22 protein-coding genes and 1 riboswitch are annotated in these 21,374 nt (G+C 36.7%); of the genes, 12 read left to right on the plus strand and 10 right to left on the minus strand.

Features of this window, described 5'->3' with window-relative positions; genetic code table 11:
* Positions 1–8: 8 nt before the first annotated feature.
* Positions 9–125, minus strand: a complete 117-nt coding sequence (locus ABNX05_RS26565) for a hypothetical protein (RefSeq protein WP_490390922.1) — start codon at positions 123–125, stop codon at positions 9–11.
* A gap of 48 nt (positions 126–173) precedes the next feature.
* Positions 174–506 (minus strand): magnetosome magnetite crystal formation protein family, encoded by a 333-nt coding sequence (locus ABNX05_RS18600; protein ID WP_349661075.1) that lies wholly within the window; start codon positions 504–506, stop codon positions 174–176.
* Positions 507–632: 126 nt separating this feature from the next.
* Positions 633–740, plus strand: a riboswitch (TPP riboswitch).
* A 131-nt stretch (positions 741–871) separates the two neighbouring features.
* Here ABNX05_RS18600 and thiT point away from each other — a divergent pair.
* The 3 genes from thiT (at position 872) to map (ending at position 3,389) form a co-directional block, all read left to right on the plus strand.
* Positions 872–1,432, plus strand: coding sequence for an energy-coupled thiamine transporter ThiT (gene thiT / locus ABNX05_RS18605; protein WP_349661076.1), 561 nt, complete (start codon positions 872–874; stop codon positions 1,430–1,432).
* 243 nt (positions 1,433–1,675) lie between these two features.
* Positions 1,676–2,221, plus strand: coding sequence for a DUF7010 family protein (locus ABNX05_RS18610; RefSeq protein ID WP_349661077.1), 546 nt, complete (start codon positions 1,676–1,678; stop codon positions 2,219–2,221).
* 412 nt (positions 2,222–2,633) lie between these two features.
* Positions 2,634–3,389: a type I methionyl aminopeptidase gene (gene map, locus ABNX05_RS18615; protein ID WP_079562706.1), complete on the plus strand. Its 756-nt coding sequence runs from the start codon at positions 2,634–2,636 to the stop codon at positions 3,387–3,389.
* 24 nt (positions 3,390–3,413) lie between these two features.
* Here the strand turns inward: map and ABNX05_RS18620 are convergent, their stop codons facing one another.
* Positions 3,414–4,127 (minus strand): TspO-related membrane protein, encoded by a 714-nt coding sequence (locus ABNX05_RS18620; protein WP_349661078.1) that lies wholly within the window; start codon positions 4,125–4,127, stop codon positions 3,414–3,416.
* 203 nt (positions 4,128–4,330) lie between these two features.
* Here ABNX05_RS18620 and ABNX05_RS18625 point away from each other — a divergent pair, with 203 nt between their 5' ends.
* Both ABNX05_RS18625 and ABNX05_RS18630 read left to right on the plus strand, forming a co-directional pair.
* Positions 4,331–5,155: a polyphosphate kinase 2 family protein gene (locus ABNX05_RS18625; RefSeq protein ID WP_349661079.1), complete on the plus strand. Its 825-nt coding sequence runs from the start codon at positions 4,331–4,333 to the stop codon at positions 5,153–5,155.
* 398 nt (positions 5,156–5,553) lie between these two features.
* Positions 5,554–6,141, plus strand: coding sequence for a GNAT family N-acetyltransferase (locus ABNX05_RS18630; RefSeq protein ID WP_349661080.1), 588 nt, complete (start codon positions 5,554–5,556; stop codon positions 6,139–6,141).
* 50 nt (positions 6,142–6,191) lie between these two features.
* Here the strand turns inward: ABNX05_RS18630 and ABNX05_RS18635 are convergent, their stop codons facing one another.
* The gene (locus ABNX05_RS18635; RefSeq protein WP_349661081.1) at positions 6,192–6,755 is read right to left on the minus strand and encodes a beta-class carbonic anhydrase; all 564 of its coding nucleotides are present in this window, start codon (positions 6,753–6,755) and stop codon (positions 6,192–6,194) included.
* 181 nt (positions 6,756–6,936) lie between these two features.
* Positions 6,937–7,071: a hypothetical protein gene (locus tag ABNX05_RS18640; protein ID WP_276569504.1), complete on the minus strand. Its 135-nt coding sequence runs from the start codon at positions 7,069–7,071 to the stop codon at positions 6,937–6,939.
* A 908-nt stretch (positions 7,072–7,979) separates the two neighbouring features.
* Here ABNX05_RS18640 and motA point away from each other — a divergent pair.
* Positions 7,980–8,783 (plus strand): flagellar motor stator protein MotA, encoded by an 804-nt coding sequence (gene motA / locus ABNX05_RS18645; protein ID WP_079562711.1) that lies wholly within the window; start codon positions 7,980–7,982, stop codon positions 8,781–8,783.
* Positions 8,767–9,537 carry a flagellar motor protein MotB gene (gene motB, locus ABNX05_RS18650; protein WP_349661082.1) on the plus strand — a complete coding sequence of 257 codons (771 nt, stop codon included), beginning with the start codon at positions 8,767–8,769 and terminating at the stop codon, positions 9,535–9,537. The genes motA and motB overlap by 17 nt, the downstream gene beginning before the upstream one ends.
* A gap of 66 nt (positions 9,538–9,603) precedes the next feature.
* Here the strand turns inward: motB and ABNX05_RS18655 are convergent, their stop codons facing one another.
* Entirely contained in the window at positions 9,604–9,825 is a 222-nt protein-coding gene (locus tag ABNX05_RS18655; protein WP_079562713.1) for a DUF1128 domain-containing protein, read from the minus strand.
* Between the two features lie 322 nt (positions 9,826–10,147).
* Here ABNX05_RS18655 and ABNX05_RS18660 point away from each other — a divergent pair, with 322 nt between their 5' ends.
* Positions 10,148–10,474 carry a YtxH domain-containing protein gene (locus ABNX05_RS18660; RefSeq protein WP_197143553.1) on the plus strand — a complete coding sequence of 109 codons (327 nt, stop codon included), beginning with the start codon at positions 10,148–10,150 and terminating at the stop codon, positions 10,472–10,474.
* A gap of 24 nt (positions 10,475–10,498) precedes the next feature.
* The gene (locus tag ABNX05_RS18665) at positions 10,499–11,437 is read left to right on the plus strand and encodes a YihY/virulence factor BrkB family protein (protein ID WP_349661083.1); all 939 of its coding nucleotides are present in this window, start codon (positions 10,499–10,501) and stop codon (positions 11,435–11,437) included.
* 55 nt (positions 11,438–11,492) lie between these two features.
* Here the strand turns inward: ABNX05_RS18665 and ABNX05_RS18670 are convergent, their stop codons facing one another.
* Positions 11,493–13,397, minus strand: a complete 1,905-nt coding sequence (locus ABNX05_RS18670) for a heavy metal translocating P-type ATPase (protein ID WP_349661084.1) — start codon at positions 13,395–13,397, stop codon at positions 11,493–11,495.
* Between the two features lie 427 nt (positions 13,398–13,824).
* Positions 13,825–15,360 (minus strand): fumarate hydratase, encoded by a 1,536-nt coding sequence (locus ABNX05_RS18675; RefSeq protein WP_349661085.1) that lies wholly within the window; start codon positions 15,358–15,360, stop codon positions 13,825–13,827.
* 393 nt (positions 15,361–15,753) lie between these two features.
* Here ABNX05_RS18675 and ABNX05_RS18680 point away from each other — a divergent pair, with 393 nt between their 5' ends.
* Complete coding sequence (locus tag ABNX05_RS18680) at positions 15,754–16,545, plus strand: YwqG family protein (protein WP_349661086.1); 792 nt, start codon at positions 15,754–15,756, stop codon at positions 16,543–16,545.
* 247 nt (positions 16,546–16,792) lie between these two features.
* Here the strand turns inward: ABNX05_RS18680 and ABNX05_RS18685 are convergent, their stop codons facing one another.
* Positions 16,793–16,978: an SE1561 family protein gene (locus ABNX05_RS18685; protein WP_049668848.1), complete on the minus strand. Its 186-nt coding sequence runs from the start codon at positions 16,976–16,978 to the stop codon at positions 16,793–16,795.
* A gap of 369 nt (positions 16,979–17,347) precedes the next feature.
* Between ABNX05_RS18685 and ABNX05_RS18690 the strand changes: the two genes are divergently transcribed.
* Both ABNX05_RS18690 and ABNX05_RS18695 read left to right on the plus strand, forming a co-directional pair.
* A complete protein-coding gene (locus ABNX05_RS18690) occupies positions 17,348–18,526 on the plus strand; it encodes an MFS transporter (RefSeq protein WP_349661087.1) in 1,179 nt (392 codons plus the stop codon).
* A gap of 384 nt (positions 18,527–18,910) precedes the next feature.
* Positions 18,911–19,546 (plus strand): hypothetical protein, encoded by a 636-nt coding sequence (locus tag ABNX05_RS18695; protein WP_349661088.1) that lies wholly within the window; start codon positions 18,911–18,913, stop codon positions 19,544–19,546.
* A 441-nt stretch (positions 19,547–19,987) separates the two neighbouring features.
* Here the strand turns inward: ABNX05_RS18695 and rlmD are convergent, their stop codons facing one another.
* Entirely contained in the window at positions 19,988–21,367 is a 1,380-nt protein-coding gene (gene rlmD, locus ABNX05_RS18700) for a 23S rRNA (uracil(1939)-C(5))-methyltransferase RlmD (protein WP_349661089.1), read from the minus strand.
* Positions 21,368–21,374: the final 7 nt, after the last annotated feature.

The following is a 21,374-nucleotide window of genomic DNA, read 5'->3' on the forward strand; positions in this document are numbered from 1 at the left end:
CCTTTTTATTACTTTTTAGTTACGGTAGGATTTGTTCCTTTTTTTGCAGCGATTACTTTTTTAACAATTGGAATAACGATTGGTGCTAATTTTACGGCGGTTTTGACAACTTTAGATACTTTCAAAAAATAACAGCTCCTTTTAGTACTCTCTGTTCAAGGTTGAAATGAAACTTATCGGATAACGCGAACTGCTTGAATAATATTCCAAATGACAATTCCGATTGAAACAAGAATGTAAATCACAAATGAAACTAACCAAATGATAAGAAAAGAACTACTACCTGAATCTGGTTCAAAAGTGTTGAATGATAAAGTTGAGAAAATAAAGACTGCAAAAAATATTATTCCAAATGCAACTGGGATTAAATGTGATATTAGTGCTCGAAGAGAATGACTCTTTACATCGTTATCTTTTGAAACAAAGTAAACGACTAATGGCACAATAAAGGGTGCAAAAAAGATACTTAGATAACTAAAGGCAGATAAAATTTTTTTGTTCTCCATAGTTGTACCTCCTTTTTAAATATTTACGCATGAAAAACAGTAAAGTTTCAAAAAAATTAATGTGGAAGAGGTTGTAATCGTTACAGTGTTTGCGTACAATGAGGTTGTTAAACTAAATTAAGATGTAACGACCACAAGGGGAGCTGATGATGTCAGCTGAGACTGGGCACGTAATGCCTTAACTCTTTGAACCTGTAAGTTAACGCTTGCGTAGGGATGTGGATAGAAACCGACACTTTTACGATGTGAGGCTCTGTCCTGGCATCGTTTTTTTTATCTTTATTGATGCTAGATAGGGACATATTTGCCAACTGATTTCTATTCCTGCTCTTGTATCCTACATCGGAACAAAGGAGAGAATAATTATGGACAATAAAAAACTATTAATGCTTGTGGAAATTGCGATATTCGCAGCGATTGGCCTTGTGCTCGATCAGGTTTCCTTTAAAGTATGGGCACAAGGAGGCTCTGTTAGTCTCGTAATGGTGCCAATAATGTTAATAGCATTTCGCTGGGGTCTTATTCCAGGCATGGTAACGGGTTTACTTATTGGTATTATGCAAACAATGTTTGGCGCCTATATTATACATTGGCTTCAAGGAACACTTGATTATGGTGTTGCCTTTACGGTAGTTGGCTTAGCGGCCGTTGTACGTGGACCAGTGCTTGAGGCTGCAAAAGATTTAAACAAAAAGAAAATGGCTCTTTATATTATTTTAGGAACGGTATTAGCGGGCTTTTTACGTTATGCAGCACATACCATTGGGGGCGCTGTATTTTTCGCAGAGTATGCTGGCGATCAAAATGCATGGGTTTATTCAATCATCTATAATGGAACATATATGCTACCAGCAACGATTTTAACAGCGATTGTCGGTGTTCTGTTATTTACAGCAGCACCTCAATTAATGCAACGAAAATCATAATTATTATGCCCTTCACATGAGTGAAGGGTTTTATTTTTAGACTGTTAAAGATTGTTGCTATTAAAACATAAAGACAGATTAAATCAAGAAACTGTGCAGTAATTAAATTGCCCTTCCTAAGCAATTTCTACATAGCTTTCAATTATTCCGAAAATTACTATGTTGAATAATCAATGGTAAAAATAGTTGAAGGATGGTATATTATATAAATCTTTTGCCGATTTTACGAAAGGGAGTGCGTTAATGAATAAAACACTTGAAAATTTACAAAAAGAAATTATATTTGAAGCAAAAAAAGGTTACCCCATTTTGCTTTCTGGCGCCGTTGTCTTTTTAATTTTCACCCTAATGCCCTTAGTTTTCCCAATAGAAGCTGTACGTTTGATTTGGATATTTGGCTTAGGTGTCATTTTTCCTATTGGGATGGTCATTAGTAAAATTCTGGGGGTTAATTTACTCTCTATTGACAACCCTTTAGGTACTTTAAGTGGGATAGTAGCAGCTCCTCAAGCTTTTTATATACCTGTATTTATAATTGTGTATATGAAAATACCTGAATACCTGCCCTTCACAATTGGCTTACTAGCAGGCTCTCATTTTCTGCCTTACATATGGATTTATAAAAGCAAAGCTTATTTATTTGTTACTTTAGGAATCTGTCTTTCTGCTCTAATTTTAGGTGGCTTCTTTGTTGGTCAAGCTTTCACTCTAGTACCTTTAGCGATGTCTATTGTTTATGGAATTGGTGTTCTTTTAATTCTAAGAGAACTCAAAGTCAGTCATGTTTAAGCACCTATTGTCAGTTGAATAACAGTAAACCACTGAATCTTTTTAAAAAGCATCTGAATAAAGGTGCTTTTTGTCTTTTCTAATGCTTGAACTGTGAAATAGTTAGATTCAGCCTTTAGGAAAAAAGGGTGAGCGTAGTTAGAAGTGGCTTTAGTTAAAGATTCGGTTAGCGGAAAATAAAAAAGAAGAGTTAAGCGAAACGTCAGCAAATGTTTTATCTGTGCGAAAGCGTAGCGACAGCAACAATAAAGGGCCCAGCCGGAACGGAAATCAATCTCACGTTATGGAGATAAGCCTGTTTTCGGCACTTTATAATTTATGATGGCATATAATATTTAAAGCGTTTAGCGTTTTAAGCATAGAAAGTTATGTTATATTAAATAGTAGATATTAGATGAAAGGGACGTTAAAAATGATTGTAAAAACGCAAGAAGAGATTGAAGCCTTTAAAAAAATCGGCCGTATTTGTGCTGAAATTCGTGAAGCAATGAAGGCTGCTACAAAGCCAGGTGTAACAACACTAGAACTAGATGAAATTGCAGGTCGTATGTTTGCTGAGGCCGGAGCAGTTTCTGGACCTAAAGGGGAATATGATTTCCCAGGATACACATGTATTAGTGTTAATGAGGAAGTCGCACATGGTATTCCAGGTGAACGTGTGATTAAAGAGGGAGATATCGTCAATATAGATGTATCTGGTTCATTAAACGGCTATTTTGCTGATACAGGCATTTCATTTGTAGTTGGTGAAGGCTATGAGGATAAAGAAAAGTTGTGTCGCGTAGCCAAAAGTGCTTTTGATCGTGCGATGACAAAAGTAAAAGCTGGATCAAAATTAAACCAAATCGGAAAAGCTGTTGAGCGTGAAGCATATGCTAATGATTTAACAGTGATTATGAACCTAACGGGACATGGTTTAGGTCGTTCTTTACATGATGAGCCAAACCATATTTTGAACTATTATGATGCATGGGATTCTACAATTATGAAAGAAGGCATGGTTCTTGCAGTTGAGCCGTTTATCTCAGCGAAAGCAGAGCATATTGTGGAGTCTGGTGATGGCTGGACATTCGTTACGCCAGACAAATCATTAGTTGCTCAAATCGAGCATTCAATTATCGTTACAAAAGACAAACCAATTATTTTAACTTCACTTGATGAACAATAAAAAAGCTAAAATCCTGCTACCAATTTATTTTTGGTAGGCAGGATTTTTTTTAATAAATAATATACCGACAAGTAGCACTCCACATAAAAACAAGGCTGCCGTTGACACAAGTAGCTCATCAAAACCATTATGTAATACAACCCCTATATAGGACCAGATAAATACACTTGGATAGATAATATCAAAATAATGGAATCGAATATGTAGTGCTATTGCTACCCCAAGTGTCAGTAAAATAACTGCCCACAGTGGATCACTAAGTCCAAAACCATTCCATTGATAAGATGTTAGCGTGAAGCTTACATTTGTCATCAGGCTGAATGTAACCCATGCGAAGTAAATCGAGAAGGGTAAACGACCTGTAAGTGAGTTATTGCTGAGAGGGTACGTTTTGTACAACTTAGATAAATACAGTACTAAAATAAACGTACTGACGATTGACACGATAAATAATTCGTGGTGCCAAACAACAATTGCTAGCGCCTGCATGATACATATGCTACTAAAGAGAACAGTCTGTTTAATAGATGTCTTTTTTAGATTCATGACTAACCAATAACCAAGTAACATGTAAACCACAATCCAAATCACATAACTAACGTTAAAAGGTGCAAATATTACTGGAAAACGATTTGAGATCTCTAAGGAAGATTGACCGTTTATTTTCATGAAATAGGATGAAAAGGTTAGGATAAGTGAGACAACGTAAGTGATTGTCATCAAAAAAAATCGAGGCATGTTTTCCTCTCCCTTCGTGTTAAATTGTATAGGGAAAAGACAAATAAGTATAGGACTGTAACATTATATTTTCATTATAACGGAAATTTCCAACAATGTATCGTGTTGTTTCGCTAAAATTATCTACAATTTACCATTTGAATGGGCATCCATATATTTCTTTAGTACAATGGAAGTATACAAATGTAAGGAGTGAAGTTTTAATGACTCAAAATTTAAATGATCTAGATCTATCAGTTAATCTAGATAAGAAAATGTATAAAAAGAAATTAAAAGTACTCCAGTATGAAATGTTAAATGCTCAACAGTTTTTATTAAACAATAAAATAGGATTAATTTTAGTATTTGAGGGTATGGATGCTGCTGGTAAGGGGGGCGCTATTAAGCGTCTAATTGAACGTGTTGATCCACGTGGTTATGTCGTACACCCGATTTCAGCGCCTCAGCCCCATGAACTTCGCTACAATTATTTACAACGCTTTTGGAGAAAGTTGCCACAGCATGGACAAATCGCAATTTTTGATCGCTCTTGGTATGGTCGTGTATTAGTTGAGCGTATTGAAGGATTTGCAACAAATGAAGAGTGGTCTCGTGCATATGAAGAAATGAATAATTTTGAAAAGATTTTAACGGCAGGAGATTATATTGTCATTAAGTTTTGGCTTCAAGTATCAGATGAGGAGCAACTTAAACGTTTTAAAGAACGTGAGCAGGATCCGTATAAGTCTTGGAAGCTAACAGATGAAGACTGGCGAAATCGTGAAAAAACGCCACTGTATGTAGAAGCTGCAAATGAAATGTTTGAGAAGACTGATAAGAAAAATGCTCCATGGGTTCTAATACCAGGAGACGATAAAAAGTATGCTCGTGTACAGGTACTGCAAGAAACACTAGCACATATCGAACGTGAAGCAAAAAAACGTGGCCTTCATTTAACGAATGTCTTAGACAAAGCGCATTTAGAAGATGCTGAATCGTCTAGCCTTGAATTGCTAGAAGAGAAGCCTAAAAAACAAAAAGTGAAATAATGTTATTGATGCTGTAACAACAAGACGAGATGTTTTAGTTGTAGCAGCATCTTTTTTTACATACAATAAAGTAAAACTTCAATTCCGTGGGTGTTTACCCACAAATTGGGCTTATTACTAAAAGTCGAGGACGATATTTGTTGCAATTTATACCATATATAAGTTGATCTTCGTTATGACTGGGCGACTTCGTGGGGATCAGCGATAGAGGAACGAAGGTTAAAACCATCACATCCTGTGATAACGCCTTCGTGACCAACGTCAAAGCACCCAGTCGGAACGGAAATCAACCACACGTTATGGTGAAGGAAGATTTACAAATTGTTTTTTTACCATTGATAAAATGAATTCAGGCATTAAAAACGTATTGACAATTATCGGAAGGTTAGTGTGGAGAAATGGTGCTTAAAATTTGGAGACTATTGAGGAAAAAGGGTGAAAATGTGGTATCAATTCAGGGGGATAAATGCTACATTCGCACATTTTACGAAAAAGATGCACAAAGTTTAACTGATCTCGTAAGCCGCAATAAATATTTTTGGTCCACATACGAACCGTTACAACGACCTGAATATTATACAATTAATGCTCAATATAAAAAAATTCAAGAAAGCTTATACTTAATGGACTCAAAGAGGGAGTTTACTTTCGGTATTTTTGAGCCGGGTACAAATAATCTAATAGGACATATTGCTCTTTATGCAGTAAAGCGTTTACCGTATTCCAGTGCATTTGTTGGCTATGCGATGGATGAAATTTATGTGGGGAAAGGGATCGTAACAGAAGCGGTTAATATGGTCGTGCAATTTGCGTTCGAGCAAGTAGGCTTACATCGTGTAGAGGCTTATGTTTCAACACAAAATAATCCTTCTATTCGTGTTTTAGAAAAGTCTGGGTTTCAGCAAGAAGGCCTCTTGAGAAAGCTGCTGTACATTAATGGCCAATGGGTGGATCATTACATGTATGCACGTTTAGAGAACGAATAAAAAGAAGCGTCTAACTTTCAAGTAATGAAGGATAGACGCTTCTTTTTTTACTATTGTTTACTACCGTCTATGATTAAGTCAAGGCGACCTGTATTTGGATCAATTACTAATCCGTGAACAGGCACATCTTTCACCATTAACGGGTGATTGCGAATTGTATCTACGCTTTTCTTAACACTTGTTGATACGTCGCCAAAGCCACGTAAAAACTTTTTTAAATCAAGACCTGAATTTTCTACCGTTTTGATAGTTTCAGGGTTAATTCCTCTAGCAACCATTTTACTTAGCATAGCTTCTGGGTCAACTGCGCTCATACCGCAGTCGTAATGCCCAATAACATACACTTCATCTGCTTGTAGTTCATAAACAGCTACAAGTAAACTACGCATAATTGCACCAAAAGGGTGACTAACTAATGCCCCAGCACTTTTAACGATTTTTACATCACCATTACGTAAATTCATAGCTTTAGGTAACAGCTCTACAAGGCGAGTATCCATACAAGATAACACAACGATGCGTTTATCAGGATACTTTGTTGTAATAAAAGGCTCATATTTTTTTTCTTGAACGAAATCTTCATTAAACTTAAGAATATCTTGTAACATTGTCATGAAAGATTGCTCCCTTCCCTACAGAAATATTTTAGAGCAAAATGATCAATATGCAAATAATAATGACAATATTCACGCAATTTTTTTACGAAAAAAAAGAAGTTTAGTAATCTTTTAGCGAAAAGAAATAATTAAAAAAATAAAAAACAGCTACGTTATGTAGCTGTTTTTTATAGATAGTTTAGAATTTTTCACTTGGTTTTGGATCTACAGTTACTGAAGACTTAGTATCTAAACCAACTTGTAAGTAGTGGATGAAGAATGCCGTAGCAATTAGTAAAACAACCGAAAAACCTAGTACAGTCGTAATGAACATAATGAAAGCTCCTCTCTACTGAAATAATCTACAATAATATCTAAAGTAATTATACAATAGGTTACTAGGAAAATCTAAGGAGAATTTATGACATCCATAAGATACCTAGTCTGGACTAAGATTAGTAGGTATAAAATACTTGAAATACCTAGTTTTTATTACAAAGAACAGATTCTTTTTTCCTTCCCGCAGTAATGTTATTTATACTCATTTATCTCAAAACTACTCGTAAAGTCATGTGACAAGCTTTGATTAAACTAATTCTTCAATAGCTCTCACATTCTCTTCCTACCTTTCATACGAAAATAATAGGCAGCATTCTCAATAACGAATTGATTAGAGGCATTTTCATCAAAAATAATAAACAAGAATGCGAAATAGGTATTTCCGTGTCTATAGATGGTGAAAGAAGTTTTTTGCCCAAGTACAAAGCCGAATCCGTACGCAAGTATACCGAGGTATATTTGATTAAATAGAGGAAAAAAATAAATGATTCTTTAGGAGTACTTTAATTGTGAGAGTGAAAAAAAGTATCGTATGACACATCGATAAACAGCTGTTTTACACTATTTTTCTATAAAATTTTAGTAATTATCTGAAGAAGGTTTTGATTATCAGTCGAATAGCTTATATAGTGATATTGATATTTTTAGGTATTTACTCCTTCTTTTGCGACTCATTCAGTATGTTTTAATAATTTTATGTTGAAGGATAATAACAAATTCTTAAGTAATTTCAAATAAAGACAATTTAATGTATTATTCTTAATTCAATATAATCAAATATGGTCGAAAAGTGAATAAAAAGTATTTATTACATCGAAAAAAATGTGAAATACATTTATACTATATTAAAATTATGGAAAAAAGGACGAAATAAAGCTTAATAGGAGATTTGGAGGTTCTAGAATGGATATATCGTCGATTGTAGGGTTAATACTTGCGCTAGTAGCGCTATTAACGGGAATGGTGCTAAAGGGTGTAAGTTTAAGTGCGTTTTATAACCCAGCTGCCATTCTAATTATCATCTTCGGTACAATTTCCGCAGTAACAATTGCCTTCCCAATGAAGGAGTTAAAGCGTGTACCAAAGCTATTTAAAATTCTTTTTAAAGAAACAAAATTAGCAGATGATATTGAGATTATTAAGATGTTTTCACAATGGGCTGATTTAGCTCGCCGTGAAGGTCTATTAGCGCTTGAGAGTAAAGCTTCAGAAATAGAAGACCCATTTTTGAAAAATGGACTTACATTAGCAATTGATGGTCAAAATGCCGACTATATTCGAGACGTCCTAACAGAAGAAGTCGAAGCAATGGAAGAACGTCATGCTAGTGGTTCTGCAATCTTTACACAAGCTGGTACATATGCCCCGACTTTAGGGGTACTTGGTGCGGTAGTAGGTTTAATCGCCGCGTTAGCAGATATGAATGACATAGAAAAGCTAGGACATGCTATTTCAGCTGCTTTTATGGCTACATTACTAGGTATTTTTACAGGTTATGTTTTATGGCATCCATTTGCGAATAAATTAAAACGTAAATCTGCTATCGAAGTTAAACAAAAAAGAATGATGATTGAAGGAATCCTTTCTGTCTTAGAAGGGGAGGCGCCACGTGTTATCGAACAAAAATTATCTTCTTACTTAACAATGGAAGAACGTCGTCAAATTTCTGATGAAAGCGGGGCGGGCGGCCTTGGCAAAGAAAGCTAAGAAAAAAAAGCATGATGAGCATATCGATGAGTCTTGGTTAGTTCCGTATGCAGATATTTTAACGCTGCTATTAGCCGTATTTATCATATTATTTGCATCAAGTTCAGTAGACCAAGAAAAGCTAGAGAGAATGTCAGCTGTGTTTAATCAAGTATTTGATGGTGGTACAGGCTTTTTAGAGCAGCCTGCACCGATAGAAAGTCCAAATGCAGAAAGTGACAAAACACCACAACAAGCGCAAAACTCCGCGTATTTAAAGGATCAGAAGGAGTTAGCTGAAATTAAAGATAGTGTTGATAATTTTATCGCAGTTAATGAGATGGAAGGTCAATTTGCAACAGCGATGACTGATGAGGGGTTACTTGTTACAATTCGTGATACTATTATGTTTGATCCTGGGAAAGCAGCGATTAAACCAGAATATATTCCTATAGCTAAAGAGCTTGCTGGTGTATTAGTATCCGATCCAGCCCGAAACATTGTCATTACAGGACATACAGATAATGTCCCAGTAGGACCTAATTTTTCGTCCAACTTAGAGTTATCATTAATGCGTGCTTCGAATTTCTATATGGTTCTATTGAATAGTAATTCTAAATTGAAATCTGAGAACTTCAGTGCTAAAGGTTATGGTGAAAACCGAGCTATTGCTCCGAATGACACGCCTGAGGGTCGTGCGAAAAACCGTCGTGTAGAAGTGTTAATACAACCTCTTGTAACTGAGGATGGTACTGCTGCAAAACAAGCAAAATAGAAAAAAGCTATTAGTAACAGGCTTTGATGCCGTATTGCTAATAGCTTTTTATTTACAAAATCCTATTTATTTGCGTAAAGCGCCTAATTCAGCAACGATAGCCTGCATTTCGCTCGGACTAAATGTATCACGCTTCATGACCATTTCGTATAAATAAACAAGATCTTCGTAATCAGCTTCATTGAAATTTTCCGATTTCATTGCATCGACATTCACCATACGAAGCTTTTCTTTCATTTGATCAACCATATAAATAACGTTCTCTTTTGACGGTACTGATAAATCCATTATTTAAACCTACCTTTCATAATCCTCGGAAATATCATTTCATTGAATAAAAAAAATGTCAACACTGATTTGGGCATTGCTTTAAAAATAGACTGTTATTGGGTAGAATAAGGGCAGTGATAGTTTAATTATGGTTCATTACCATAACATAGGGTTGCTTTCTGTTCCGACTGGGGACGCTTCGCTTTCGTGCAGAGCAAAGTTTCATGGGGACGTCCAGTCACCACTCCAATCAACTTGTATACAAAATCATCCCTAACTTTTGATGATGAGTCTTAATTGTTCTAAGGAATATACATTTACCAAGCAGGGGGTATTTAATATGGGACGAAGTAAATTATTAGCATCTATCGTAGTTGGTGCTGCAGTTGGTGCTGCATTAAGCATGTTGGACCGTACAACGCGTGAAAAGACAATAGCTACAACAAAACAGATGAAAGAAGCAATTACGTATTATGCAGCCAATCGAGAGGAATTACAAGTGCTAGTTGAGGAAAAAGTATTGGCCGCTAAAGTGCTATGTGAAGGTGTGTCAGAAAATGTAAATGCGATTGCTGAAAAAGTGGATGAATTTAAAGAATTACCTTCCACAATCGAAAGCATGATTAATGATACAAAAGCAGCCTTTGCTTTACCTGATAAAGAATAGTTGTTCGTACAGGAGGAAATTTGTATGAAAAAGAAAAAAGCATCGATACGTACAGCTGTTGGAGTGGTGAAGTCATTTGTCTCACCAGACGAAGACACTGTAAATGTGATGACATCAAGAGGCTTTATGCAAGATTTAATTCTCCGCTTTCAGCGAGTGGAAATATCAGCTCTTGCCGCAGAATTGGCTTATTTCTTTTTACTATCTTTTTTCCCACTATTAATTTTTTTAGTTACATTACTACCGTATTTGAATTTAGAGACGACGCAAGTGTATTCCTTTCTAGTGAATGTTATGCCGGACGAGGTATATAGGCTTATTGAAAATACATTAAATGAAATTTTAACAAGCCGTAATAGTAGTCTATTATCCATCGGGGTACTAGGAACAATTTGGTCTGCTTCTAAAGGGATTAATGCGTTGATTAGAGCCTTGAATAAGGCCTACGATACAGAAAACAGGGGAAGTATATTGGAACGAGGGTTATCCCTTGTTTTCACCATAGCGTTTGTCGTTGTTTTTGCTGTTGCACTACTTTTACCGGTTTTTGGGCAACAAGTGGGGCATTTCTTATTTTCGATTGTTGGCATTGAGGAGCAATTTGAAATTATCTGGCATAGAATGCGCTGGTGGATACCCCCTCTACTTATTTTCATCGTATTAATAGGGGTCTATAGATTTATTCCGAATACAAATCCACGTTTGAAATTAATGAGTGTTTGGCCGGGTGCGTTGTTTTCGACGTTGGGCTGGCTGGCAGTTACGTTTGTTTTCTCCTTTTATATTAATAATTTTGCGAATTATTCCGCTACATATGGCAGTATTGGTGGCGTTATTATTTTAATGCTTTGGCTATATTTCACGGGGATTATTGTAATTTCTGGTGGCGTTTTAAATGCGACGATGCAGAAAAAAGCATTACAAAAAGAACTTGTGATGCAGGAGACTTTAACAAATAGTTAGGAATATTAAAAAGGACAGCCTCGAGATCACGTTTTGTGATACGAGGCTGTTTGTTTTATACGTTTTTATTCAGCATACGTAAGCCGTTTAAAATAACTAAAATGGTGCTTCCTTCATGACCGATTACACCTAGTGGTAAATCGACGACTTGTAAAAAGTTTGAGGCAATTAATAAAACGATAACGCCGATTGAGAAGAAGATGTTTTGTTTAACGATGCGTTGCATTTTACGTGATAAGCGTACGGCATAGGCAATTTTTGATAAGTCATTTTTCATTAAAACGACATCGGCTGTTTCTAAAGCAACATCTGTTCCTTCTCCCATAGCAATTCCAGTAGTGGCAGTTGCTAATGCGGGTGCATCATTAATGCCGTCACCGACCATTCCCACAAATTTATGTTCAGAAAGAAGTCGTTTCATCTCAGTCACTTTTGTTTCGGGGAGGCATTCTGCGACGTATTCAGTCACACCTGCTTCCTTGGCAATTACCTTTGCTGTCTTTTCATTGTCGCCCGTCAGCATGACAACATTAATACCTAGTTCTTTTAGTAATGAAACTGCTTTTTTTGCTTCGTTTCGCACGGTATCCTTTAAGGCTGCCAATGCAACGATGCCATCCTTGTCACGAATGAAAATAACCGTTTTTCCTTCTGAAGCGAGTTTTTCTGCTACGCCATTTGCAAATTCATTTGCCTCATCTGTACCAACAAAATCAGGTTTACCAACAAGGTACTCGACCTCATTAACGTAACCTTTAATACCCCAACCTGGGATATCTTTAATAGTGGTCTGAGGAAATTGTGTGATCCCTTCTTTTCTTGCGAATAAAGTAATTGCTTGAGCAAGTGGGTGGTTCGATTGAGCTTCAATTCCCGCAAGGATGGCCATTGCGTTTTTGCGGTCTAATCCTTCGCGAACAATGAAATCAGTAACGGTTGGTTTACCTTGTGTTAAAGTACCTGTTTTATCTACTGCAAGTGCACGCAATGCACCTAGATGCTCTAAGTGTAAGCCTCCTTTGAATAACACACCATGTTTTGCACCATTTGAAATGGCAGCAAGTGTCGCTGGCATAATAGATGCAACAAGTGCGCACGGAGAAGCAACTACTAGGAGTACCATTGCTCGGTAGAATGTTGTCGTCCAGTCCCAACCTAGTACAAAGTGAGGTAGAAACATCATGAGGGCAACGGCAAGTAACACGAATTTCACATACGTACCTTCGAATTTTTCTATAAACTGTTGTGATGGAGATTTTTCACTCTGAGCATTTTGTACAAGTTGGATAATTTTTTGGAATAGTGTTTCAGAATTTGGTTTTGTCATTTCCATCGTAATGGCACCATTTAAGTTCACTGTTCCTGCAAATAACTCGTCGCCTTCCTGTTTTGCTACTGGAAGTGGTTCGCCGCTAATAGCAGATTCATCGATAGAAGACTGCCCTTTAAAGATTACACCGTCTGCTGGTACACGTTCACCGGGCTTAATAAGTAGATGATCACCAATTTGTAGAGTTGATACAGCAACTTTCATTGGTTCAAAACCACCACGAACAAGCCAAGCCTCTTCAGGTTGTAAATTCATGAGTGCAGAAATTTCACGGTGACTTTTGTTCATTGCGTATGTTTCGAGAGCGCCACTCACAGCGAAGATGAAAATAAGAATAGCACCCTCCGTCCAATAACCGATAGCTGCTGAACCAATCGCGGCTAATACCATCAATAGTTCAACGTTAAGCGCCTTATTCTCAATGGTTTCTTCAATACCTTCTTTTGCTTTAGCAAATCCACCGACGCAAAATGCAATAATATATAAAAGAATAGAAGCTGTTGTTTGCCCACTAGTATCTAATCGCCATGCAAGCAAAATAAACAAACCTGCTATAAGGGCGGCGATTAATTCAGCGTGTTCTTTTGTTTTCTCAATTAAACTAATATTTTCTCGATTAGTGTGTTTCACTTTTATCCCTCCTGATAATGAAAATCAATATCAAAGTATATGTAAATCAATGATTATAAACTTTTTCTAATTGAAAATAGATTTCAGTTAACATCTTTCTAATTTAGAATTATTATAACAAAAGAATTTAAAAAAAGAAAGTGAGAAATTAGAAGGGATTTTAACTCTTTCAGCAGTCCTAAGCACGAAGCTGATTTTGAACGCATTGTTTATCGGTAGCGAAAGCAAAGCGGCAGTTACAATTATGCTTATGCATAATTAATAGAAAGTGGAATAAAAGTGGCATTAGATGGAGTTTGGGGTGATTGTGAGGCTTTTTGAAATGTTTTTGAACAAGTGAAAAGCACAGATATTCATAGGAATATTCTGTGCTTTTCAAATTTGTGTAGTAAAAATGGCTTAATTCCAGAAAGAAATTGCTTCTTTATTAGAATACTCGTTCTGCGTGAAGAGCAAGTTTTTCTAGAGATGATTTATCTACATCTGCGTGTAGTGAGTTACCGTGAGAGTCCATTGTTACAACAGCTGTGAACTTCTCAACGTTTAAGTGCCACATCGCTTCAGGAATACCGAATTCCATTAGGTCAACACCATCAACACCTTTAATGCAGTCTGCGTAGTATTGTGCAGCACCACCGATTGCATTTAAGTAAACGCCACCGTGTTCTTCTAATGCAGCAAGTGTTTTTGGTCCCATACCGCCTTTACCGATTACAGCGCGGATACCGAATTTTTTCATGATGTCACCTTGGTATGGCTCCTCACGAATAGAAGTAGTTGGACCAGCTGCTTTTACTGTCCAGTTACCTTCTCCGTCTTTTGCCATAACAGGGCCACAGTGATAAATAACTTGTCCATTAAGATCAACTGGAGCATCGTGGCTCATTAAATGATGGTGAATTGCGTCACGGCCAGTATACATACGACCAGTAATTGATACAACATCACCAACTTTTAGAGAGCGAATTTGTTCTTCAGAAATAGGAGCAGTAAGTTCCACTACGTTTGTAGTATCTTCTGTTGTTGCTGCAACTTCATCTTCTTTAAATGTAATTTTTTCGCCTTCTTGATAATGCCAGTTAATAATTTCGCCAGTTTGAGGATTGATGTCCACAGCCATACGACGGTATGCCCAGCAGTTATAAGCTACTGATACGTAGAATGAAGCAGGGATACGGTGCATAACACCAATTTTACAACCAAGTAATGTTGCTTCACCACCGAAGCCCATTGTACCGATTCCAAATGTATTTGCAGTTTTCACTACATAGTCTTCTAATTTTGCAAGATCAGCATTTGGATTTGTATCTTCCACATGACGGAATAATTGTTCTTTCGCTAAGTCGTAACCAGAAGAGCGATCGCCACCGATACCTACACCGATGAAACCAGCTGAACAGCCTTGACCTTGAGCTTGGTATACTGAGTGAAGGATACATTTACGGATACCATCTAAATCACGACCAGCGCGGCCAAGACCTTCAATCTCACAAGGTAGACTATACTGAATGTTTTTATTTTCACAGCCGCCACCTTTAAGGATTAATTTAATTGTAATATAGTCTTTTTCCCATTGTTCGAATTTCATAACAGGTAGACCGTCACCTAGGTTATTACCGCTGTTAGCACCTGTTAATGAATCAACCGCATTTGGACGTAATTTTGCATCTGCAGAAGTATCGACAATAGCTTTTTTAATAGCTGCTTTAATTTCTAATTGGTTTACACCAACAGGAGTATAAATTTTGAATGTTGGTAGACCAGTATCTTGACAGATTGGTGATACATTATCTTCTGCCATAATAATATTATTTGAGATTGTGTCTAAGCTCATTGCCGCGCGAGTACCTGAATTCTCAGCTTCTTTAGCTTTCTTAATAGCACGACGTACGTCTTTTGGTAGATTTGTAGACGTTTCAGTAATTAAATCATAAAGACTTTTCTCCAAAGTTTGGATATTCATTTAGTATTGCCCCCCATAAAAATTTGATTATTTCCACGTAATATTATACTCTTTTCAACTAATGAAAAAAAGAGTTCAACTCATTGTGGTAGGAATTAAAGGCCTATTCTCAAAAAGAGGAAATTTATTTGTGAAATTATGTTAATCAATTTATTGTTAAGGTTGTAATAAGATAATTGCAGCCGGGTAATAAATAATACCTTTAAACGAATATAGTAGGAATCGAAGACGTTTTCTCGAGAAGCACTTGATTTATGCACTTATTTGATTATACCTACCGGTGAACAGAAGTTTTTTGCCTAATTCATAAGCTGTAGTTTCATCATAATTAAGATTGTTAAAACAGAACATTTGTTCTATAATTAATTTAAATTTACTTTAGGAGGTAATAGAATGAAGTTACATAATTTACCTGAAGCGTTTGAACAAAATAGGACTGTAATAGAGGATACGATACAGCCGACTGTATTGATTGAAACGGAAGTACGAAAAACTTCTTTATTTGAAAGTAAGTTTGCTGGTGATCCGTATTTTCCACTGTCAATGGAGTATCCGAAAAGTCCAGAAGGGCAACCATTAAAATTACTAGCTCAAATTAATTTTGCAGATGTTCCGAAGCATTTACCAAACTTCCCTAAAGAGGGAATCTTGCAGTTTTATATTGATGGCTACGATGATGTACTAGGGATGGATTTTGACAATGGTCAAAATCATGAGGGCTTCCGCGTTGTTTTCCACGAACATATTGTTAATGATGAGTCACAGTTAGTACAAGACTTCTCGTTTGTTGAAGCGAACGAAGAAGAATTATACTTTCCTGTGGAAAAGGAAATGGCATTGTCCTTTGGAACAGGCTATGAACCATTATCAGCAAATGACTTTAGAAGTGAAAAAACATATGCGAAAATCCTTGCTACTATAGAAGACGATGATCAATTAGTAGACTCATTTTATGAAACATTAAATAGTACAGGTCATAAAATCGGAGGATACCCATTCTTTACCCAAGAAGATCCAAGAGCTTATGGTGACTATACAGATTCAACAATTTTGTTGCTTCAAATTGACAGTGTAGGTGATCATATTCTGTGGGGGGATGTCGGAGTCGGCAACTTTTTCATCACAGAGGATGAGCTAAAACGTAAAGATTTTAGTAAAGTTCTATATAATTGGGATTGTTATTAATTTAAATAAAAAGCAAGTGGATGCGTTTCCACTTGCTTTTTATCTTCATTTTATTCTAGGTAGTGAGATGGATGTTGATAGGATCCTTTTTATAACCTACTGAAATAGAAGAACTCAGAATAAGAACGCCACGTCCTGTGGCAACGATTGAGTGACCAATATGGCCTAAAGTCTCCGGACGTAATGTTTATCTGTAGCGAAAGCAAAGCGGCAGCTACAATTCAGCCAAGGAGAAATTGATTAGTATTTATTGTTCACGAGCATTAAATTGCTCCATTTTGTCCTCTAAATCATCCATCATTTGAATTAAACGATCAATATCCTCTAATTCAGTTGTTTCAGGATCAATAGCATCTAAAACTTCTAAAAACATTTCAAGACGCTCTTTTAAGTAATTCATTTGTTGTTTTTTATCAGTGATTGGATTTGACATACATACACCTCATTTCGTCCCCTCCATCTTAGCTGATTTGGGACTAAAATTCAATGTTTAGGTAAACACCTAGGACTTAGCGATTATTTTAAAAAAATAATAGACAGAATATTTACAATATTGAAGGCGTGTGTTAAATTAATATTAAGAAAAAGCAAAGGAGCTGATTTAAAAAATCTAAAAAGACTCTAACTCGAAAAGGAGGGAGTTTAAACAAGTACTCGGCCAATATAAAAGCCGAAATTCGTGTTTATACAATTAAATGGAGATAAGTGTTAGTTAGGCCTTAGCGTAAAATCACATGTGGTGAGCGCTAAGGCTTTTTGGTATGCTGTTCTTTGGAAGAATGATTGGATGTTGGAGGAAAAGATGACGTACTTCTCAGATTACAGCAAAAAAAGATTTGCCATTCTAGTGTTGATTGTATCTATTTCAGGCTTTTCACAAGGGATGCTTTTACCGCTAATTTCAATTATTTTCGAACGTGATGGGGTATCCTCCGCGTTGAACGGATTGAATGCAACAGGTCTATACATAGGAACTTTATTAATCTCACCATTTATCGAGCAGCCATTACGAAAATGGGGCTATAAACCGATTATATTAATTGGCGGTGCATTTGTGTTTGTTTCACTGCTAATATTTCCTTTATGGAAAAGTGTGACTTTTTGGTTTGTACTGCGCTTACTCATTGGAGTAGGAGACCAGGCATTACACTTTGCGACACAAACGTGGATTACAAGCACCACAGATCATAAAAGCTTAGGAAAGGGTATGGCCATTTACGGCCTGTCCTTTAGTACAGGCTTTGCAGTTGGACCTTTAATGGTGAAACTTATACAAGTTGCAGAAGCATTACCGTTTATTGTGTCCTCTGCTTTGTGTTTATTTGCATGGGCTTTTGTATTCCTTTTACAAAATGAAAAACCAGAGCGTTTAACGGGAGACTTACATGCAAGAGGCTGGCATCGTTATAAAATAGCCATTGCATTTGGATGGATTGCATTTTTAGGGCCATTCGCTTATGGATTTTTAGAATCTGCTTTAAATGCTTTGTTCCCGGTTTATGCTTTACGTAAAGATTTTGACGTGAATATGATTCCTATTATGTTATCAGTCTTTACATTTGGCGGAATATTAACGCAGGTGCCGCTTGGTGCAGTAGCGGATAAAATAGGACGACGTTATGTCCTGATGATTGGCTCATTTGGAGGGGCTATTATTTTTGGGGTTGCCAGTTTTTTAGAGTATTCTCAAATGGCAGTAGCCGTAGCATTTTTCTTTACAGGTACATTAGTAGGTTCGATGTTTTCATTAGGTATTACCTATATGGCAGATTTAACACCAAAAGAGCTACTGCCAACAGGAAATCTGCTTTGTGGCATTGCCCTTAGTATCGGTAGCTTAACAGGGCCATTTTTAGGGGGCATTTATTTAGAATATGTAAATTACAGTTTCCTTTTATTGGTAGCGATGCTTTTGCTAATGATAGCTATTGTTTTGTTAGTATTTGGACGAAATAAAAATAAGCGAATGGTCTCGATGTAATATCTTTTGGAAATCATCCTTGAAGCGGAAAGAAGAGAGTCGGTTAAAAAGTTCGGGTAGAGGAAGTAAAAGCTCGAGTAAATTGCTAGCTTGTAAGCTTTTGCGCTATGTATAATTTGGGGCAAAATAAAAGAGCGGGGCTCATCTTCCCGCTCATAAAACAAAAAACGCCCAGCAAATCCGTGCTGTTATGGCGTTCTTTGGCGTGACAAGGATGTTCCGTCCAAGTCACATAGGTTTGGCACCTAGAATGATATTATACAGACAAGCAAACATAAAATCAAATAAAATTTGCAGACAAGTAATATTTGGACTTTGTATTTTTATCTCTATATAATAGAAGAACACTAGCTAAGATGACTAATTATATGAGGAGATTAAATCATGACTGGATATAAAAAAATATCAATTCACCGTGCATTAACAGAATTAAAGATGCTAAATCATCGCATCGAAGCAGCAACGAATGAGGTTAGTTCAGTGTTAGCTAATCGTAAAAGCAATAGCAAAATTAATGGTGTAGAGATTCAAGAATATGAAAAGCAAATGCAAGCCTCATACGATAAAGTAGTTAGCTTAATTTACTATCGCAACCGAATTAAGGCATTAGTTGTAGAGTCCAATGCTATAACAAAAGTAATAGTAGGAAAAGAAGGAATGACTGTAGCGGAAGCAATTGAACGGAAACAGTCCATTCAATATGAAAAGGAACTGTTAGAAGTCATGCAACAGCAATATCGTTCAGCGATAAATATGGTTGCTAAAGAAAATGATGCGTTGCCAGCAAAGCTAGAAACGTATTTAGTTAATATATTAGGGAATAAAGATAAACAATCTCCTGAGGAAGTTAAATTACATACGGACACATTTATGAAAAGAAACGAGTTCGAATTAATAGATCCGATGAATATTAAAAAGAAAATGGAAGCATTAAATAGTCGAATTGAAGAATTCGAATCAGAGGTCGACGCTGTATTATCGGAATCAAACGCAACGACATTTATTGAAGTGCAAGCCTAACTAAATTTGCATGGCCTAGCGAAAATGGAAAACGAAAAGTCGCTCGCGCTTCAAGACATGTGTGCGAGTTAAAACCTGAAACATGTCTTACTCAAAGGATACTTTAATTAATCTGAGTTGAAAGCTCAAAGGTTAAAGGTAAAAGTCCAAAGTTTACGTGTCAAAGTTCTTTCGTATTAAAGCTAAAAAATTAAAGTATAAAAATCTTTTAAATCCTGGGCAACTGGTTAAGGTGTCGATTTTTCTGGACCATCCATCATCCACCAGGCAGCTGGAGCTGTGCAATACATAGAAAAATAAACAATGTGGGCGTCTCTTATTTTTAGGGGACGCCTGTTTTGTTTCTAGAGGGACTCAGGGGTTTACATATGAAATGAATGGGGAAATTAAAACGATTAAAAAAAGACGCCTAGAGTATTCTCAAGACGTCCTTCTTCATTATTATTTATTCTTCAACACGAGCTTTGCAACACATTCTACCTGTGCCGTCTGTGCAAACATATCCACTGGCTGAATGTACTCTACATCATAAAACTTCGATAATTCATTTAAATCCTTCGCTAATGTTGAAGGATTACAAGACGTATAGACAAAGCGCTTCGGTTTTAGCTTCAACACCGTGCGGATAAACTCTGGTGCTAGACCTGTACGTGGTGGATCAACTGTAATAACATCTGGTGTAAATCCTTCTTTGCGCCATTTTGCTAAAACACTTTCTGCTGTGCCGACTGCGTATTTTTTATGCTTGAAGCCATGGTTTCGGGCATTTTTACGTGCATCCTGAATGCTTTCTGGAATAACATCCATCCCACGAACTTCTTTCGCTTTGTCAGCTAGCCATAAACCGATTGTTCCAACACCGCAGTAAGCATCTACAACTGTTTCTTTGCCTGTTAATGCTGCTGCTTTTTTGATTTCATCATAGAGATGAACAGTTTGTGTTGGATTCAATTGGAAAAAGGCACGAGCTGATAAATCAAAGGCTAATTCACCAAGCTCCTCGTGAATCGTTTCCTTACCATCGAGGACAATCGTTTCGTCGCCAAAAATTAATGATGTTTTCTCACGATTAATATTTTGAGCGATCGATACGATGCTTGGGTCGATTTTTTTTATACGTGCAATGAGCTCGGCTTGATGTGGAATTTCCTTACGTGTTGTGACAAGCACGACTTGCGTTTCACCCGTACGAATCCCTGTACGTACAACAATTGTACGCACTAAGCCATCAAGCGTACGACCATCGTAAATAGTAATATTCAGTTTTTGTAAAATTTTCCGTGTTGCCACCGTGATTTTTGATGTAATCGGATGTTGCACTAGGCAATCATTGATGTTCAGTAACTTGTTGCTACCTTCTGCAAATAGCCCTGCATAGACACGTTTACCCTCTTTACGTACTTGATATTGACTTTTGTTTCGATAATTCCATGGATTATCCATCCCTAGAGTTTTACGAACTTCAACTGAAGTTGCTAATGGTTTAGCATAACGTTCTAATGCTTGAACGACGATATCACGTTTTTCAATTAGCTGTTTTTCATATGTCATATGTTGAAGCTGACAGCCGCCACATTCGTTGTAAACTGGGCATGGTGCTTCTTGGCGATGTTTTGAAGCTTTGCGAATCGTTACTACTTCTGCTTCTGCAAAATTTCGCTGTGTTTTAGTCACTTGTGCTGTAATTTCTTCACCAGGAATGGCACCCTTTACAAATACGACATTACGCTTATAAAAGCCTACGCCTTCACCATTAATACCTAGTCTTTTTATTATTAGAGGAAATTTTTGTCCTACTTCCATTGTTGTTTGTTGCGTCAAGCGTTCC

The organism is Lysinibacillus zambalensis, from assembly GCF_040183165.1.
Lineage (GTDB): Bacteria > Bacillota > Bacilli > Bacillales_A > Planococcaceae > Lysinibacillus > Lysinibacillus zambalensis.

What these genes read in the sequence shown, in the direction of transcription:
- ABNX05_RS18600 (WP_349661075.1), bottom strand. Translation starts at nt 506, where the DNA reads ATGGAGAACAAAAAAATTTTATCTGCCTTTAGTTATCTAAGTATCTTT.
- thiT (WP_349661076.1), top strand. Translation starts at nt 872, where the DNA reads ATGGACAATAAAAAACTATTAATGCTTGTGGAAATTGCGATATTCGCA.
- ABNX05_RS18610 (WP_349661077.1), top strand. Translation starts at nt 1,676, where the DNA reads ATGAATAAAACACTTGAAAATTTACAAAAAGAAATTATATTTGAAGCA.
- map (WP_079562706.1), top strand. Translation starts at nt 2,634, where the DNA reads ATGATTGTAAAAACGCAAGAAGAGATTGAAGCCTTTAAAAAAATCGGC.
- ABNX05_RS18620 (WP_349661078.1), bottom strand. Translation starts at nt 4,127, where the DNA reads ATGCCTCGATTTTTTTTGATGACAATCACTTACGTTGTCTCACTTATC.
- ABNX05_RS18625 (WP_349661079.1), top strand. Translation starts at nt 4,331, where the DNA reads ATGACTCAAAATTTAAATGATCTAGATCTATCAGTTAATCTAGATAAG.
- ABNX05_RS18630 (WP_349661080.1), top strand. Translation starts at nt 5,554, where the DNA reads ATGGTGCTTAAAATTTGGAGACTATTGAGGAAAAAGGGTGAAAATGTG.
- ABNX05_RS18635 (WP_349661081.1), bottom strand. Translation starts at nt 6,755, where the DNA reads ATGACAATGTTACAAGATATTCTTAAGTTTAATGAAGATTTCGTTCAA.
- ABNX05_RS18640 (WP_276569504.1), bottom strand. Translation starts at nt 7,071, where the DNA reads ATGTTCATTACGACTGTACTAGGTTTTTCGGTTGTTTTACTAATTGCT.
- motA (WP_079562711.1), top strand. Translation starts at nt 7,980, where the DNA reads ATGGATATATCGTCGATTGTAGGGTTAATACTTGCGCTAGTAGCGCTA.
- ABNX05_RS18655 (WP_079562713.1), bottom strand. Translation starts at nt 9,825, where the DNA reads ATGGATTTATCAGTACCGTCAAAAGAGAACGTTATTTATATGGTTGAT.
- ABNX05_RS18660 (WP_197143553.1), top strand. Translation starts at nt 10,148, where the DNA reads ATGGGACGAAGTAAATTATTAGCATCTATCGTAGTTGGTGCTGCAGTT.
- ABNX05_RS18665 (WP_349661083.1), top strand. Translation starts at nt 10,499, where the DNA reads ATGAAAAAGAAAAAAGCATCGATACGTACAGCTGTTGGAGTGGTGAAG.
- ABNX05_RS18675 (WP_349661085.1), bottom strand. Translation starts at nt 15,360, where the DNA reads ATGAATATCCAAACTTTGGAGAAAAGTCTTTATGATTTAATTACTGAA.
- ABNX05_RS18680 (WP_349661086.1), top strand. Translation starts at nt 15,754, where the DNA reads ATGAAGTTACATAATTTACCTGAAGCGTTTGAACAAAATAGGACTGTA.
- ABNX05_RS18685 (WP_049668848.1), bottom strand. Translation starts at nt 16,978, where the DNA reads ATGTCAAATCCAATCACTGATAAAAAACAACAAATGAATTACTTAAAA.
- ABNX05_RS18690 (WP_349661087.1), top strand. Translation starts at nt 17,348, where the DNA reads ATGACGTACTTCTCAGATTACAGCAAAAAAAGATTTGCCATTCTAGTG.
- ABNX05_RS18695 (WP_349661088.1), top strand. Translation starts at nt 18,911, where the DNA reads ATGACTGGATATAAAAAAATATCAATTCACCGTGCATTAACAGAATTA.